This is a genomic window from Nonomuraea sp. NPDC051191 (assembly GCF_044455665.1).
In the GTDB taxonomy this organism is placed as follows: domain Bacteria; phylum Actinomycetota; class Actinomycetes; order Streptosporangiales; family Streptosporangiaceae; genus Nonomuraea.
The window spans coordinates 33,696-49,374 of the sequence record NZ_JBITEZ010000022.1 but is presented as its reverse complement, the minus strand read 5'-3'; the positions used below and the strand labels follow the sequence as shown (position 1 = coordinate 49,374).

Sequence of the window (15,679 nt, the reverse complement as noted above, 5' to 3'; positions counted from 1 at the left end):
CTCCGCCACTTAATCCCACCAGAGGAACCGGCGCAGGCGACTATCACTGTTCAGATCCGATGACAATGGAGAATTGATGTCAAACTATGCCGGGCCAAGGCACTGGTGCTCGTCGGGTTATCACCCATGGATAGGTGACCAAATGGCTATGTCCATGTGACGCCGGCGCCTGGCCGCTATTGGCCGGTAGACAGGTGACTGTTGACGTGAGCACGTGAAAGCGGCAGAGCCGGGGGAGGCAATGTCGTTGCGTTCTCGGTTCGGCGCACATGACGTCCACGCACGCTAGACCAGCAGCGACGCGCCGACCGCACCGACCACGAGGGTGAGGATCACGAACCAGGCGCTCAGGGGCAGGCGCACCACTCGCCACGCCCGCCGCCCACCCGGTCCCTCCGAAGAGCCCACATCGCCGACGTCGGCGACACCATCGACATCGTCCGCCGGCTCGGCGGCTGCTCGGAGGGTGGCCGCGATCGGCGCCCCCCGGTACCACTGCTGGGCCAGCGCCTCCCACAGGACCCACTCCTCGTCCTCCGAGCCGGACTCGTGACCCAGCTGTTTGAGCAGGTCACCCCGGTAGACGTCGAAGGTCACCTTGACCTGCTCGCCGTACAGCCGGGCCGGCCCGAGCGCGCACGCGTAGCCGATCAGCGCCACGGCCGCGCCTCCGGCGTAGCAGAGCAGGAACAGCCCGGCCGGCGCGCCGGTGACGAGCAGGAACAGGCCCGAGGCCGTGGAGAAGAGGCCGGCCAGGAAAGAGACCGTGAGGAAGAACTCCAGGTCGGCGCGGATGGCGGCGAGCGTGGCCCGATGGTCGGCGGGCAGCAGCGGGTACAGGCGCGGCCAGACGAGCGCGGCGTCGATCCCGTACCGCCCTTCGGGGTGGAGGACGGCGTTCTTGAGGATGTTGCCGAGCCGGGTCGGCATGACCTCCGCGAGGTCCGGCGGGTAGCCGGAGTAGAGGCGCTGGTAGTCGGGGAGCCGCTCAGGCCGCAGCCGGGCGTGGACGCGCGAGTGCCAGCGACGGCCCACCCCGGCCAGCAGACGCCAGGGACGGCGGCTCCAGTCCCCCTCGTACCAGCGCAGCAGCAGCGCGTTCAGGCCGGACAGCCAGGTCGCGACCAGCACCACGGCCGCCACGAAGGCGACCGAGTACAGCGCCTTGAGCAGCGTGTCCTGCCGGTTCCACGCGGCGAGCCCCGCCTTCGGCCCGGCCGTCGAGCCGACCGCGACCGCGCCGCACAGCCCGACGAGGACGAGCGCGGGCAGCAGGGCGTTGAGCAGGAACCGGCGTTCGAACAGCCCGGTCGTCTCCTTGAGCGCGGCGCCGAGCACTCAGACCCCGATCCGCAGCATGTGCGCGGGCACGTCGCGATTGACGCACGTGGGCAGCCGCCGCCGGTTGAACGACGCCAGCTCGTTGACCCGCCCGCAGCCCGGCTCCGCGCACACCACGTGGGCCAGGCCCGTCCTCGGCCGTCCCAGCCCGCCGCCGGCGCCGCCGCCGTGCGGTGTCATGACGTTGGACGGCGGCGTGTACGACTCCGACGCGAGGTACGCCCCCACCGCCCCGACCGGCAGCACCGCGGTCACCTCCTCGCCGTCGTGCAGCACCAGGGCCCGCGCCCCCACGTCGAGCAGCGTCACCGCCGGGGACGCCCCGTACTCGTGGAACGTCACGTCCTCGTCGGCCACGATCGCCGGCGGCAAGGACGCCGTGCCGAGCGGCGCGTAGTCGTCGAGCCCCGCGAGGTCGGCCTCGGTCACCGTGGACACGACCCGCCCAGCGGCGTTCCTGACCACGCCGATCAGCCCGCCGGCCAGCGCCGCCCGCGCCTCGGCCACCGGCGTACCCGGCGACAGCACGGCGAAGGCGTCGTCGGCCTGCGCGAACAGCGTGTCGGTCATCGTCCCGGGCACCCGGCCGGGCCCCGCGCCGGACATCTCGTCGGACATCATCATCTCCAGTCGCCCACCAGGATGAAGGGGGCCCAATGGTAGGGATCCTCGTAGATCTTCCGCTCGTAGTCGGCGGGCTCCCCGGCGGCTGCCGCGGCCCACCTGGAACGGGTCTCGCCCATCTCCAGTCGCAGCGGCCAGGGCCCGTCCTGCGGGACGCGCGGCAGCAGCCGCTCGTAGGCCGCCTGTGCGCCGGCGTAGTCGCGAGCCCTGAACCGTACGTCCGCGACGCTCTCCTCCAGCAGCAGCCGTGCGTCGAGCCCGTCCTCGCCGGCGGCGGACGCGGCCCGCTCGCACAGGCCGACGACCTCGGCGGCCGTCATGTCCCGCAGCCGCCGTTGCGCGCGGCGCAGCGCCTCGGCCTTGTCGGTCCCGGACAGCAGCTCGCGGTAGAAGTGCTGCATGAGCAGGCTGGTCGACACCTCGTCCACGGCCCACAGGCTGACCAGCACCGAGGCCGCCCCCGCGTAGATCAGCGCGCGGGTGAGGCCGATCAGCTCGTCGCCGGGGTGGCGGGCGTTCGCGCCGCTCTCGCAGGCGCTGATCGTCACAAGGTCGGCGGGCAGCGACATCGTCAGGATGCGCTCGGCCGACAGCTCGCCGTCGTCGGCGCCGTCAGGGGCCAGCAGGACGCCCGACCGCAGCGGGCGTTCCGGGTCGTAGCGGCCGTGGCAGGCCAGGTGGACGACGCGGAACCCGTCCGCGGCGTCCGCGGCGTCCTTCTCCAGCGCCGTCACGGCAGCCTGCGCGCCCATGCGCAGCGTCGCCTCGCCACCGAACAGGCGGGCGATGGCGGCGGCCTGCTCGCGCGCGTGCACGAGCGGCATGTCGGCGCGCGGATCGGCGTAGACCAGGACCCGGCGGCTGTCGGGACGGCGTTTGGCCTGGCAGTAGCGCATGACCGAGGCGCTCGGCGTGTAGCAGACGGGGTTGCGGTCGATCAGCCGGCCGTCGCCCAGGCGCAGCGCGTGCAGCGGCAGGTAGTGCAGCACGTTGTGGGGCACGAACCAGATCGTGTCGTCCGGTCGGCAGTGCCGGTCCAGCGGCGCGACCAGCGCGTCCAGCGCGGCGGGCGGGGAGGCGGCGGCTGGGCCGCGGGCCACCAGGTCGCCCACCTGGGCGCGGGTGAGGTCGATCTGCTCGACGTGCGGCTGCTCCTCGTCGTGGCGGACGACGAACAGCAGGGTGGTCTGGTCGGTGACCAGGTATTCGGCCAGGATCGTGGTCATGGGCGGCCGTCCGGGGCGAGCATCGGCCTGATGTCGTCGAAGGACACGGGATCTCCCCTTCTGAGCTGGGCGTACTCGGCGCCGTGCCGACCGGTCGCGGCGATCTCGTCCCACAGGGCGGTCAGCCTCCTCCGGGCGGCGAGGACGGCCGTGAGCGCGGCCTGCGGGTCGACGGTTCCGGCCGGCAGCGCGCGGCTGCGGGCCAGTTCGGCGTCGGCCTCCCGCTCGGCGGCGACCAGGCCGCGCAGCTCCGGCCCGGCCGCGAGCGGCAGGTTCTGTCCGAGCAGTTCCAGCAGGACGCGCGACCGGGAGCGCTCGATGAACTCGAAGGCGCGCGCCAGGGGAAGCGGGCCCGCTCCGGCCCGCTCGCCCGTGCGGACGAGGAACCAGGCGAGGACGGCCGACAGGTGCTCGGTCGAGCCGCCGGCCTCGATCCGCAGGTCCTCGCCCGCGACCTGGTCACGGATGCGTTCCTGGAGGTCGAGCGAGGCGGTCAGGTTGCGGTAGGCGCGGGGCGGGTCGGCCCGGTAGAGCGCGAGGCCGAGGACGTACCGGATCCAGCGGGCGTCCAGCGGGCGGTCGGTCTTCTCGAACAGCGCGGCGGCGCGTTCGAGCTCGTCGCTCGCCTGCTCGTGCACTCCCGCCGTCCACAGGAGCACGGCGCGGTCGGTGATCCGCTTGGCCTCGCTGTCGGGCCACTGCTCGTTGCCCATGATCAGCGGGAGCGGGAGCGGATGGAGGGGCTCCAGCCCTCTGGGCGCGGAGCGCTCGGCGAGCGTGCGCGGCAGTTCCTCGAACAGGCGGTGACGGGCCCGCAGCCGCGGCGGGTGGACCGGGTTCAGGCCGGCGCTCAGGCGTAGCCGGTTGAGCGCGCGGTCGTCCCCTCGCCGCGGCCGGCACGTGTCGGCCTCGGCCTGCCAGGCGCCCGCCCGCGCGGTGTCGCCGGTGAGCGTCGCGCACGCGGCGGCGGCGAGCAGCACGTCACGACGAAGGCGCGGGAGCAGGTCGCGCATGGTGGTCAGCGGGACCAGGTCGCGCAGCGCCTCGGCGGGCGGCAGCCCCCGTACGGCGATGACCCCGGGGACGGCCGACAGTGTGTTGCCGGAGACCGCGAACGCGGCGAGATCGGTCAATCCGTGCGCCCGCCAAAGCGCCGCCGCCTCCCGGACGGCGGCCGTGGCACGCTCCCAGGCCCCGGTGACCGAGTGGACGCCTGCCATGGCCGCGGCGCAGTGCGCGCGGGCCAGCCCGAACGCCCTGGCCACCTCCGGCGACGGCTCGCCGTGGCGTTCCTCGGCCGCGCGCAGCAGGTCGGTCGCCTGGTCGAGCCAGTCGAGGGCGGCCTGCCCGGTACGGGTCGCCGTCGCGTACGGGTGCACCTCGGCCAGCGCCCGGCTCTTGACGTCGTCGGCGAGCCGGACGGCCTGCTCGGCGATCGTGTGGACCAGCGCGAGGTCCGGCCGCGCGCGCGTCTGGTCCACCAGCCAGTGCAGGCGTGCCAGGGGGACGGGGACCAGCGTGCCGTCGAGGAAGCGGTGGGCGTCGAGATCGCGCAGGTGCCACAGGGGCAGCCTCGCGGTCCTCGCCATCTTCCAGTGGTGCCCGGCCGAGACCGCCACGAGCCAGCCCGCCAGCGTGAGCAGCGCGGGATCGGGCCGGAGGAAGCCGCCGAGCGCGAAGAGCAGGAAGCCCTTGTCGGTCACCAGCCGGGTGTAGCCGGGAGGGGTGTACCTGCCGCGGGTCACCAGCGGGAGCGCCTCCAGCAGGCCGAGTAGCGCGGCGGGCACGTACGGGTGGCTCGCGAGCCAGGGAAGCGCCTGCCAGGCCGCGGCGAGCAGATCGGCCGTGAACGCGACCACCAGCAGTCCCGTCATGGCGACCGTCGCCTCCACCTGCAAGGTGCGGGCCCGCTGGTGGCGGGTGAGCACCCGGGTGACGCGGAGATACCACAGGAACAGCGCCGTGACCGCGAACCCTGTCGCGAGCAGCTGCGCCGGGTTCACCGGGGAGCCGCGCAGCGCGCCGAGCACCGCTTGCCCTGCGGGCGTCAGCGCGACCAGCAGGTATCCGGCGCGGGCCAGGCCGAGCGGTACCGGCCGCCGGGGTGGGGTCGCGGGGGCGGGCGCGGTCACAGGGCCTCCAGCATGCGGCGGATCTCGTCGTACGAGCGCGGCGCGCCCCGGCGTAACTGGGCGTACTCGGCGCCCCGCTCGCCGGTCGCCGCCAGGCTGTCCAGCACCTCACGCAACTCGCCGCGCGCCGTCCTGAGCCGGATGACGGCCTCCTCGCCGGGCGCGCCCGTCCCGACCGCGGCCCGGCAGTCGGCCAGCCTGCGCCGGGCCGCCTCCTCGGCGCGGACCAGCTCGGCGTGCTCGGGGCCGACGTGGGCCGGCAGGTTCTCCCCGAGCAGCTCCAGCATGGACCTGGAACGTCCCCGCTCGACCAGCTCGAAGGCCGCGGTCGCCCGGCCAGGCGGCCACCCGTCGGCTCCGGCGTCGGCTCCGGGGCCGTCGCCGACCAGCAGGCGCACGATGGCGGCGTACAGGCCCTCGGCCGAGCCTCCCGCCGCCATGCGCAGCCGCGCGTCCAGGACCTGGTCGCGCAGCAGTTCCCGCAGGTCGAGCGCGTCGGTCAGGCTGCGGTAGGCGCGGGCCGGCGCGGGGGCGTACTGGGCCCTGCCGAGTTGCAGCATCACCCAGTACGCGAAGGTCGTCTGCCCGGTGCTCCGCAGCAGGCCGGCGGCCTCGCGCAGGGCGGTCTCGGCGGCGTCGGGGCGGCCGGCGCGCCACAGGCGCATGCCCGCGACGATCAGCTCCTTGGCCCGGCTCTCCGGCCAGAAGCGGGTGCCGAGGAAGAGCACCTGGGTCGGGCCGTAGGCGTCGTGGACGATCACCGTGCTGGTGGCGAGCACCATTGCGAGGTCCCACTGCCGCTGCGCGTGCATCGCCGTGGGACGCCTGCCCGCCGCCGTGCTCTGCCGGATGTGGGTACGCATGTCGGCACGGCGTACCCGGATGCGGCGGCCGGCGGCGGCCAGCTCGGCGGCCCGGTCCGGCCGGTCCAGTTCGGCGTGGCAGGCCGACGAGGCGAGCATGGCGTGGCGGCGGCTCAGTTGCGTGAGCTCCGGGGCGTCGATCAGGCGTTCGAGCTCGGTGATCGCGTCCTCGGGGCCCATGACCTGCATCGACTGTCCGTCGCTCCGGCCGCCGGTCAGGGTGATGAGGTGATGGGCGCGCAGGTCGTGCAGCCCATGGCGGGTCCACAGCTCGAATGTCCTGCGCCAGGACGCGAGGGCCTCCTCCCGCCGTCCCAGGACGAATCGGATCTCCGCCCTGGCCTGCGCCGCGTGCGCCTCGGCCAGGTCGAGCGCCCGTCCGGCAGCGGGCCGCGCGCCGTCCGGGCCGAGTGCCCGCCGCGCCTCCTCCAGCAACCCGGCGGCCGTGTCGATCCACTCCAGCGCGGTCTCGCCCGGCCGGGACGCGGTGGCGTCGAGGCCCATCAGCCGCAGGACGATGTTCTCGGTGCGGACGACCGACTGCTGCGCCTGGTCCAGCAGGGTGTGCACGAACGACAGGTCGGGCCCGCCGCGGCGCAGCACCGAGTCCGACAGCCACGCGCCCACGATCCGCTCGCGGTGCTCCCGGGGGGCGTCGATGAGCACGTGAGCGTCGTTGACCCGGGCCGCCCAGTGCGGCGCTGCCGACTCGCGGGCCATCATCCACGACAGCGGCAGTTGCAGCAGGGCCAGCCAGCCGGCCAGCCGGAGCAGCCCGGCGTCGGGATGGAGCAGCCCCGCTGTCCAGAACAGGAAGTAGCCCTTGTCGGCCAGCAGCCGTACCGGCCCGGCCAGCAGGGTCACCACGAGCCCGAGCTGCTTGGCGTACGCGAGGGGCGAGACGACCTGGAGCAGGACGACGATCGCGAGCGCCTGCCAGAACTCCCCGCCCGCCAGCCCCGGATGGTCCCGCCACGCCTCGACCAGCCACCCGCCCGCCATCGCCGCGGCGGCGATGCCCAGACCGGTGATGACCAGCTCCCACAACAGCCGGCTCAGGGCGAGATAGCGGTTGAGCACCCGGTATGCCCGGTACTGCAGCAGGTAGGAGCAGGAGATGACGGCGGCGACCCCGCACAGCAGCACCGGCTGCCCCGCACCTGACATCGCCGCGACGGCCGCCGGCAATGGCGCCAGCGAGGTGACCAGGTAACCCAGCCGGACCAGCCGCACCCGCGGCTCAACGGGGATCACCGGTGGACCTCCGCCTCAGGCGAGCCTCCCGGGAGCGCGGATCGCTCCTGCGTGCGGGCCATCAGCGTGGCCAGCCCCATGCACTGCCGCAGGTCGGGTTCCGGCAGGCCGTCGTCGCCGCGCAGGGCCGCGCGCACGGCACGCGCGTCCACGGGACGATCTCCGGCCACGACCCGACCCCCCTCGACGGCTGCGGCGGCGAGGTCCGCCAGCCTCCGTACGGCGAGCGGCGGGGCGTCCGGCAGCCGGACCCGCGCGTGCTCCCGGCGCGCGTCGGCGGGCCTGCCGAGCGAGACGGCGAGCAGCCGGACCGCCATCAGCCGGGCGACGAGCTCGTGAACCGCCGCGCCGATGCGCCGGTAGCGCAGCGCCGCCTCACGCCACTGTCCGAGCGCCTCGCCCGGCTCCCCCGCCAGCTCCAGGACGGCCGCCCTCGCCGAGCACAGCTCGGCCCGCGCTATCGCGAGCCCCCGTCGCAGCGCCGGCAGGTGCTGGGGCGGGTAGCGCGGCACGACCTCGATCTCGACCAGATCGAGCGCCTGCGCGGCGAAGTCGGTCCACCGGGTCGCGGCCATCCCGGTCAGTGGCCGCCTCAGCTCAGGGGCGGCGCCCATCGCGGGAGCCTGCCCGGGCACCGTCCACCCCTGTACGGACAGCACCGCCAGCCCGCCCAACGTGCGCGGCAGCGAGAAATCCGGACGGCCCGAACGGCTCAGGAACGCGTCGTGCAGCCATCCGCCGAGCAGCGTCTCCCGGTCGTTGTCGAACCACAGGAAAGACGCGGCGTGCCGGACCTGCTGGGGGTCCAGGAACACACGGTTCCAGCCCCCGCGCAGGACGACGAACTCGGCGGCGGCCAGCACGGCGGCAGCCGGGGCGAGTCCGGGCGACGGGTGCAGCAGGGCCAGGCAGACGGCCCCGAGGCCCTCGCGAAGCGGCGCCCGCGCCAAGCTCACCACGACGGCCCATCGCGGCAGCCGGCGCATCGGGTCGCGGCCCTTCACGGACTCCAGCACCACCATCAGCCCGACCGCGACCACGGCCAGCAGCGCGCCGCCGACGAACCCGGTCAGGAACGGGATGGCCGCCCAGCGTCCGGCGAGCCAGGCGCCGGCCGGGCTGGCCGCGATGGCGACGAAGGACACCGTCCCGAGCGCGTCGCCGCCCCGGGCGGCCAGGCGCAGCCGCCGGTTCGGCAGGGTCCGCATGCGCCGCGCGCCGACGGCGAGCTGGGCTCCTGTCAGCAGCGCGCCGGACCAGCGGGCGGCCACGTCGGCGAACCCCAGACCGGGGGCGGGCAGCAGCGCCGCACCGGCCGTCGGCGCGAGCGCCACCACCGCCTGGATCCCGTGCCAGAACCACTCGGCGGGCGTGCTTCCCCTGATGACGGCCCCCTGCCTGTCGAGCAGGAGGAGCAGCGAGGTGTACCCCCGCCAGTACTGCGGCCCGATGTGCACCAGCCGGAGCAGGTAGCCCGCGAGGACCGGCAGCGCCACGACCGTCGTCACGTGCGAGCCGGGCAGCCACAACGCCTGGCACAGCGCCACCCCGAGCGCGATCTGCGGCATCCCCGCGGCGCCCAGCGCCAACCCGGCGCAGACCACCGCCAGGGTGCCCGCGGCGCCCGTGCCCGACAGGAGGTCGACCGGTTCGTGGATCAGGAAAGTGAGCGGGGTCCAGAGCAGGACGGCCGCCGCCACGCGATGCAGCCGCAGGGCGGCCAGGGGCGGCAGCGCGATCTCCAGCAAGACGTTCTGCGGCGAGGCGCGCCTGGCGTGCTCGCGCGTCCGGATCACAGAGAGCACGAGGGCGACGCCGACGATCACGGCAGACAACCAGGGAACGGGCACGGCGGACTCCTAGGTCTCACCCATTCTCAGGAACGATCCAGCGTAACTACGCCGGACCGGCCGCGGCAATCGAACCAGGCGCTCGGCGTGACAGGGCCTGTGGCGAGGGTGACGATCTCGGTGCGGGGGTCGTGCTCGCCCGTCACACCCCACGGCACAGGGCGAACGGCGGGGTCTATGCGACGCCGGTCTGGGCGCGGACCATCCGCGCGTACCATCCGTGCCGGTCGCCGAGCAGGTCGAGGCGATCTCCGTGTTCCGCCACCCGGCCCTCGTCCAGGGCCACGACGGTGTCGAAGGAGTCGAGGACGCCGAACCTGTGGGTGATCATCACCGTCGTCCGTCCCGCCCGCTCGGCCAGGATCGCCTCGACGACCTCCAGTTCGGTCATCGGGTCGAGCGCGGAGGTGGCCTCGTCGAGGACCAGCACCGACGCGCCGGCCAGGAGCGCGCGGGCCAGGGCGATGCGCTGTCGTTCGCCGCCGGACAGCAGCGCCCCCCGCTCTCCCACCAGCGAGTCGTAGCCGTCCGGGAGTGCCGTGATCCGCTCGTGGACGCGGGTGAGCCGGCAGGCGCGCATGAGATCGTCCGCGGTGGCGTCGGGGGCGGCGTATCGGAGGTTGTCGGCGATCGACCCCTGGAAGAGGAAGGGCTCCTGTGTGGCGATGCAGACCCGTCCGGGCGACGGACGGGTGATCTTCACCCCGTCGATCCGGACCGAGCCCTCGGTGGGCGTGTGCAGGCCGGCCAGCAGGTGGCCGAGTGTCGTCTTGCCCGAGCCGCTCGGGCCGACGACCAGCGTGGTGGATCCGGCTGGGAGGGCGAGACTCACATTGTCCAACGCCGGACGGCCCCGCTCCCCTGCGGCGTACCGGAACGTGGCCCCGTGGACGGCGAGCGCGCCGGGCCCGGGGGCGGGGGCCGGCCGTGCATCAGGTCCGGGCTCCAGCTCGGGCTCCATGTCGAGGTAGTCGAAGACCCGCTCGAAGGCCCCCTGGGCGGAGCGGAACTCGGTGGAGATGTGCAGGAGTTGCCAAAGGGGCTGGTAGAGCCTGGCCTGCAGCACGGTGAAGGCGACCAGTGTGCCTGGGGTGATCCCGTCGGACAGGCCCGCCGCCACGAACACCAGATAGGGGGTCAGCACGAAGAAGACGTGTCCCGCGCTCAGCACCCCTTGGGCCACCAGTCCGGAGCGTACCCCGAGCCGGATCAGCCGCCGGCTTTCCGTGGCGAATCGGCCGGCCTCGTCCGCGCTTCTGCCGTGGACCCTGGCCAGGATGACGGCGCCCAGGCTCAGCCGCTCCGCCACGATGGCCGACAGTTGCGCGCGAGAGCGCTGGCTGACCTCCGACAGGTTCTTGAGCGCTCGCCCGGAGCGGGAGGCCACCCAGACGACGACGGGCGCGAGAATCAGGGCGGCGCCCGCGAGTTGGGGGGAAAGTGCCACCATCGCGGCGGCGGCGGCCACGAATCCGATGACGCCGGACAGCGTGCCGGGCAGGGTGTCCTTGACGGCGTTCTCGATCTGAGCGGTGTCGTTGGCCAGCCGCGACTGGATCTCGCCGCCTGGTGTCGCGGCGAAGAAGGCCGGCGCCATGCGCTGGAGACGGCCGAACAGCTCCACGCGCAGCGCGTGCACCACTTGCTGCGCGACGCGGGCCGACACCCACGACTGGCCGAGGTCCACCACACCCACCGCGCAGGCGGTGGCCGCCGCCAGGCCGGCTATCAGGGCGAGCAGCGGCAGGTCGGGACCGCCCGCGCCGAACAGCGCCCGGTCGAAGACCAGCTGGGTCAGCAACGGGACGGCGGCGTTCAGTGCGGAGTAGGCCACGACGAGCAGGACGACGAAGCAGATGGCGAGCCGGTGCGGCATGAACAGCCGCACGACCCTGCGCCAGGTCCCGGGGGCGGGAGGCTTCTCCGGAGCGAGGAGGGGACGATCGTGCACGGGCCGGGCCTGTCCTTGTCCGTTGATCGAACGTCTGCCGATCGAACGTCTGGCGATCGAACGTCTGGCGATCGAACGTCTGGCGATCGAACGTCTGGCGATCGAACAGAGCCCCGCCCGCCCGGGTCCGGGCGGGCGGGTTCCACCTGTCAGTTGTCGGTGCAGCCGAAGTGCTTGATGCAGTTGGTCAGCCGGAGCGCCTCGTTGGCGCCGGGCTCGAGCTCCTGGAGCGCCTGCAGGTCCTCGACGTCGAAGGACATGGTCGTCACCTCCTTGTGAATGCCGGGGCCGCCTGTGGCGCGGCCGTCTGTCATCGCCGTCCCGCTGCGGGAGCGGCGAGCCTGGGGGCCTCCTCCGGCATCCACAACCGGGCGGACCGGTCGCGCAGTCGGATGAGGAAGGCGACGATCCCCGCCGTACCGGCGAGAAAGGTCGGCGGGAAGTCTCCCTGGGGTCCGGGGACGAGCAGGCGGCCGCGACGGTCGGCCGCACGGATCTCCAGGCAACCGGCCAGATCTCGCGCCCACCGCCGGTAGTGGTCGTCACCGGTGAGATCGGCCATGTCGAGCAGGAATTCACCGTCGCCGGGCAGTCCGTGGCACGGCACCGGCCCTGACTGCCATCGCGTACGGTGCACGGCCGCCGCGGCCTTGCGCGCCAGGTCCAGCGCGGTCGGGTCGCCGGTGGCACGCCAGTACCGCACGAGGAAGGTGCCGATCCCGGAGGAGCCGCTGCACCAGTGCGGCCGGCGCGGGCGCACCGTGGACAGGTCGCCGCGCTGCGTCGGCCACCAGGCGGTGTCGCCGTCCACTTCGGCGTGTTCGTAGAGGGCGCGGGCGATCTCGTGGACGGTCGCCGTCCAGTCGGGCTGGTGCAGGGCCCGGCCCGCGTGGAGCAACGCGGTCCCGATGCCGGCGATGCCGTGCGCGAAACCGAAGTGGTTGGCCCCGGCCAGGCCCGAGTCGAACGTCTGCGGCGTCGGCCACTGCGGGTGGCCGTTGCCGTACGACCGCGCCTGATGCAGGTTCTGGAACGCCTCGGTGGCCCGGTCCCGAAGCGCGAGATCTCCCGAGGCCAGTGCGATGCGCAGGAGCGCCATGCCGCATCCGGCCAGCCCGTGCGTCACGTCGGAGCCGGGGTGGTCGGTCGGCAGCTGCCGCGCTGTCCGTACCGCGAACCGGGCCAGCTCGGCGTCGCCCGTGGCCGTCGCCGCGTCGTACAGCGCCCACACCGCGCCGGAGCGCCCGAAGTGCAGGCCTGGCGGCCAGACGTCCTCGGCCGCCAGCCGCCGCCTCAACCAGCGGGCGAGTTCGGCGGCCGCCTTGGCGTGCGGTTCGGCCCGCGTCAGGACGCCGAGGATTCCCGCCGCGCCGCCGTTGACCGAGCACGGATCGGCTTCGATGCCGTCGGCGGCGTCGGGCCACGGGGACGGGGCGTCCTCGCTCGTGTCCATCGTCTCCACCAGGTGCGCGATCCCGTCGTCGATCAGGCGGCCGATCCGCTGCGGCGGCCGGGACCGGTGGTGGGTGGCGGCCCGCTCCGGGGCGGGAGCGGTGAGGAAGCGAAGGCAGCTGTCCAGCGACCAGCGCCGCTCCGGTTCTGTCGCCAGCAGACCCTCCACGAGCGGTCGCAGCAGGGCGAGCGTGGGGTTGGCCGCGGCAACCGCTGCCACCCTGGCCGCCTGGCCGGGGCCTGGCGGGTCCAGGTGGGCGCCGACCGCCAGGAAGTACGCCATCGCGCCGAGACTGTAGAGGTCGGCGCCCGCGTGTGGGGCGGGCCGGAACTCCCCCGTGTGGCCCGCCAGCTCCGGGGCGAGGTAGCCCGGGGTCCCGCCCACCATGACGGTGGTGCCCGGCACGGCCGCGTGTTCCAGGTCGATGAGCCGTAGGTCACCGCCGGGCGAGAGCATCACGTTGTTCGGCGACAGGTCGCCGAACACGTAGCCTCGGCCGTGCAGCGCCTTCAGCAACGTGGTCAGGCGGCTGATGATGGGCAGGACCTGCGCCGGCGCGCCACCGAAGCCGTCCTCGCCCAGTGGCCCGGCATTCTCGTCCGACCAGCGCTGCAGCGTGATCCCCGGCACGAACTCCTCGACGAGGAAGGTGTGGCCGCCCTGCTCGAAGAAGTCCACCACGGCCGGTGTGATCCCGGCCGTGGCGAGGGCTTCCAGGCAGGAACGTTCGGCCGCGATCCGACCTCGCGCGTCCCGGCCGCTCAGATCGGCGCACGCGTGCGGACGCCCCTCCTTGACGACGACGTCGTGGCCGGTGGTGGTGTCCTCAGCGAGGTAGACGCCGCCGCGGTTGGCATGCCGTACGGCGGTACGGACGATGAACCGGTCATTGAGCATCACCGCGGCCGCCCGCGGGCGCCGGCTCGCCACCGGAACCTCGAACGGGCAGGTCGCGAACGGTGGCGGGGAGAAGCTCGGCCGCCGTTCGTCGGGAACGAGCCTGCCCTGCGGCGAACGCAGCCGAATCTCGTAGAACCCGTCGTTGCCGAGCACACGGTGCCCGCTGAAGGCGCCGTAGCGGTAGTGGACGATCCCGCCCGCCCGGTACGGACGGTCGGAAAGGATCACCGGGCCGGGAAGTCCCCGGGTGGCGTCATCGAGCAGGGCGGCCAGGCGTACCGACTCGGCGTCGTCGAGGGGATAGACGGTGATGAACTTCCCGGCCTGCGCCCGGCTGCAGTGCGGCTCAAGGAGTTTCCAGTAGTCGCTCAGCCGGGCGGGGAACTTGAAGGCGCAACGGGCCTCGGTGAGTACTCGCGAGACGCGTGCGAGCACCAGCGGGGCGGAGAGCATCGTCGCGGAGACGTGCAGCTTCCATCCCTGGTCGGGCATCGGGTAGGCGCCGGGGGTGACCTTGCACCAGAGGTTGTCCTCGGCGACCGACCAGTCCCGTGCGCCCGCGCGCCCGAATTCGGCGGTCACGATGTCGCGCAGAATGGCCGGGTCTTCTGCATGCATGCCCACGTGACCCGCTTCCACTGTCGCCGCTTCCCTGCGGAACCGAGAGTCGCGAAGCGCTCTTGCAGATGAATGGGAAATGAATTGAATGCGAGGTGAGAGCTCGTCTCCCGGCCGAAGGAGAGCGCCACTCCCCTTTACCGGCCGCATTTAGCTGAGATACAGGAGGTGCGGCACGCGAAGAGCCCGGACGCTTTCTGGGCGAGAGCTCGACGGTCGGGGCTGCGCCTTTGCGTTCGACCCCCTTTCCATTTTCCGATTTTGCGGTTTTGGAGCGCCCGATTTAAACGCTCAAACCTTTTCCCGTGGTTCTCACGCAGTTCTCCTGGCGCTCAGATTTTCATCATGTCATGTGTGACATGCTACTGATCGTGTGTGGCGCGAGGCCGCACGCCCGATCATCAAAGGGGAAATCGTTGAAGCAGATCGTCAAGCGTGGAGCCGCGGTACTCGCCGCGGGGGCGGCCGCCGCGGGGGCGCTCACGTTGAGCAGCCCGGCATCCGCCGCCACGACTACGACCACCTGCAGTGACAGCGTCCTGATCTCGGGCCTCTCCACCAAGGCCTGCGTGGATCTCACCGGCACCCAGGCGCGGTTCTACGGCACCGTCGGCGCTCCCGGCATCGCGGAGCCTGGACCCGGCGGAGTCATCACCCCACAGCGCGCGGAGGTGGAGGTGTCCGGCCACGTCGTCGGTGGCCTGTTCCTCGGCTCCCGGCGGCAGTCGGTGAGCATCTGGAACAACACCGTGACCGTTGAGGGCGCCACCGCGACCGCCCCCTGCGGATCGACGGTTCGCGCCGAGGTCAAGCTGTCCCAGGGGCCCGTGGGTCCCGGCGGGCCCAGCTTCTACGGCCCTGCCTCCGTCACGGTGGACGCGCCGGTCGGCTGCTGAAACAGATGACTCGACGGTGGGCGCGTAACAGCCGTTCCGCGCCCACGTGCGCCTGCCCGCGGCTCGCGCCGCATCAGAGCGATGAGGGATACGCCGCGGTGCCTTGAGGATCAGAGCCCGGCGCGTAAGGTTTCGCGTCCCGCCCACGATGTACGGGCGGGACGCGAAACCTTACGCGCCCGCGCCGGATCCCCGTTGCCGCGCCGCGCGTCCGACAGTTCATCGGAGGCCCAGGTGCCTTTCCAGCCGTCTTGCCGGATGAACAGCCGGCCTGCTCTGCGGGGGAAGGTCGCCCTGGTCACGGCCCTCGTCATCCTCGTCACCCCGGCGGCCTGCTCCTCGCCGGAGAACGCCCCTGTGACACCCGATGAGATATCCGCTTCCGCCGCGGGCACCCCCGGATCGGCGGGGACGCCCGGCCACGGCGCCACCGGCGGGCAACCCGGGACGCCGAACGGCACGACCCCTGGCTCGCGTCCCTCGCGCGCCTCCGGCCCCGAGGGAAGCCAGATCAGCTGGGTCCCTTTCGGCCCGGCCGATCCCGACAGCCCGCTGAACCCCGTGCGGAAGT

9 protein-coding genes are annotated in these 15,679 nt (G+C 73.2%); 1 reads left to right on the top strand and 8 read right to left on the bottom strand.

What is annotated here, in order from left to right; translation table 11 throughout:
* Nucleotides 1-285 precede the first annotated feature (285 nt).
* The 8 genes from ACIA8R_RS44985 to lanL form a co-directional block, all read right to left on the bottom strand.
* Nucleotides 286-1,338 carry a hypothetical protein gene (locus ACIA8R_RS44985; protein WP_397043883.1) on the bottom strand — a complete coding sequence of 351 codons (1,053 nt, stop codon included), beginning with the start codon at nt 1,336-1,338 and terminating at the stop codon, nt 286-288.
* Entirely contained in the window at nt 1,339-1,965 is a 627-nt protein-coding gene (locus ACIA8R_RS44980) for a hypothetical protein (RefSeq protein ID WP_397043881.1), read from the bottom strand. It lies immediately after the preceding gene.
* Nucleotides 1,962-3,191, bottom strand: coding sequence for a CHAT domain-containing protein (locus tag ACIA8R_RS44975; protein WP_364103314.1), 1,230 nt, complete (start codon nt 3,189-3,191; stop codon nt 1,962-1,964). Before ACIA8R_RS44975 ends, ACIA8R_RS44980 begins: the two co-directional genes overlap by 4 nt.
* A complete protein-coding gene (locus ACIA8R_RS44970) occupies nt 3,188-5,323 on the bottom strand; it encodes a hypothetical protein (protein WP_397043879.1) in 2,136 nt (711 codons plus the stop codon). Before ACIA8R_RS44970 ends, ACIA8R_RS44975 begins: the two co-directional genes overlap by 4 nt.
* Complete coding sequence (locus tag ACIA8R_RS44965) at nt 5,320-7,440, bottom strand: hypothetical protein (protein ID WP_397043877.1); 2,121 nt, start codon at nt 7,438-7,440, stop codon at nt 5,320-5,322. Before ACIA8R_RS44965 ends, ACIA8R_RS44970 begins: the two co-directional genes overlap by 4 nt.
* A complete protein-coding gene (locus tag ACIA8R_RS44960; RefSeq protein ID WP_397043875.1) occupies nt 7,437-9,290 on the bottom strand; it encodes a hypothetical protein in 1,854 nt (617 codons plus the stop codon). Before ACIA8R_RS44960 ends, ACIA8R_RS44965 begins: the two co-directional genes overlap by 4 nt.
* Before the next feature lie 175 nt (nt 9,291-9,465).
* Complete coding sequence (locus ACIA8R_RS44955) at nt 9,466-11,241, bottom strand: ABC transporter ATP-binding protein (protein ID WP_364103325.1); 1,776 nt, start codon at nt 11,239-11,241, stop codon at nt 9,466-9,468.
* 310 nt (nt 11,242-11,551) lie between these two features.
* On the bottom strand, nt 11,552-14,176 hold the full coding sequence (lanL, locus tag ACIA8R_RS44950) for a class IV lanthionine synthetase LanL (protein ID WP_397043873.1): 2,625 nt from the start codon (nt 14,174-14,176) through the stop codon (nt 11,552-11,554).
* 452 nt (nt 14,177-14,628) lie between these two features.
* On the opposite strand from lanL, the gene ACIA8R_RS44945 reads away from it, so the two are divergent.
* A complete protein-coding gene (locus ACIA8R_RS44945) occupies nt 14,629-15,108 on the top strand; it encodes a hypothetical protein (protein WP_397043871.1) in 480 nt (159 codons plus the stop codon).
* The last annotated feature ends 571 nt before the right edge of the window (nt 15,109-15,679 follow it).

Excerpts from the sequence above, each read along its gene's own strand:
- ACIA8R_RS44980 (WP_397043881.1), bottom strand. The coding sequence starts at position 1,965 with ATGATGATGTCCGACGAGATGTCCGGCGCGGGGCCCGGCCGGGTGCCC.
- ACIA8R_RS44975 (WP_364103314.1), bottom strand. The coding sequence starts at position 3,191 with ATGACCACGATCCTGGCCGAATACCTGGTCACCGACCAGACCACCCTG.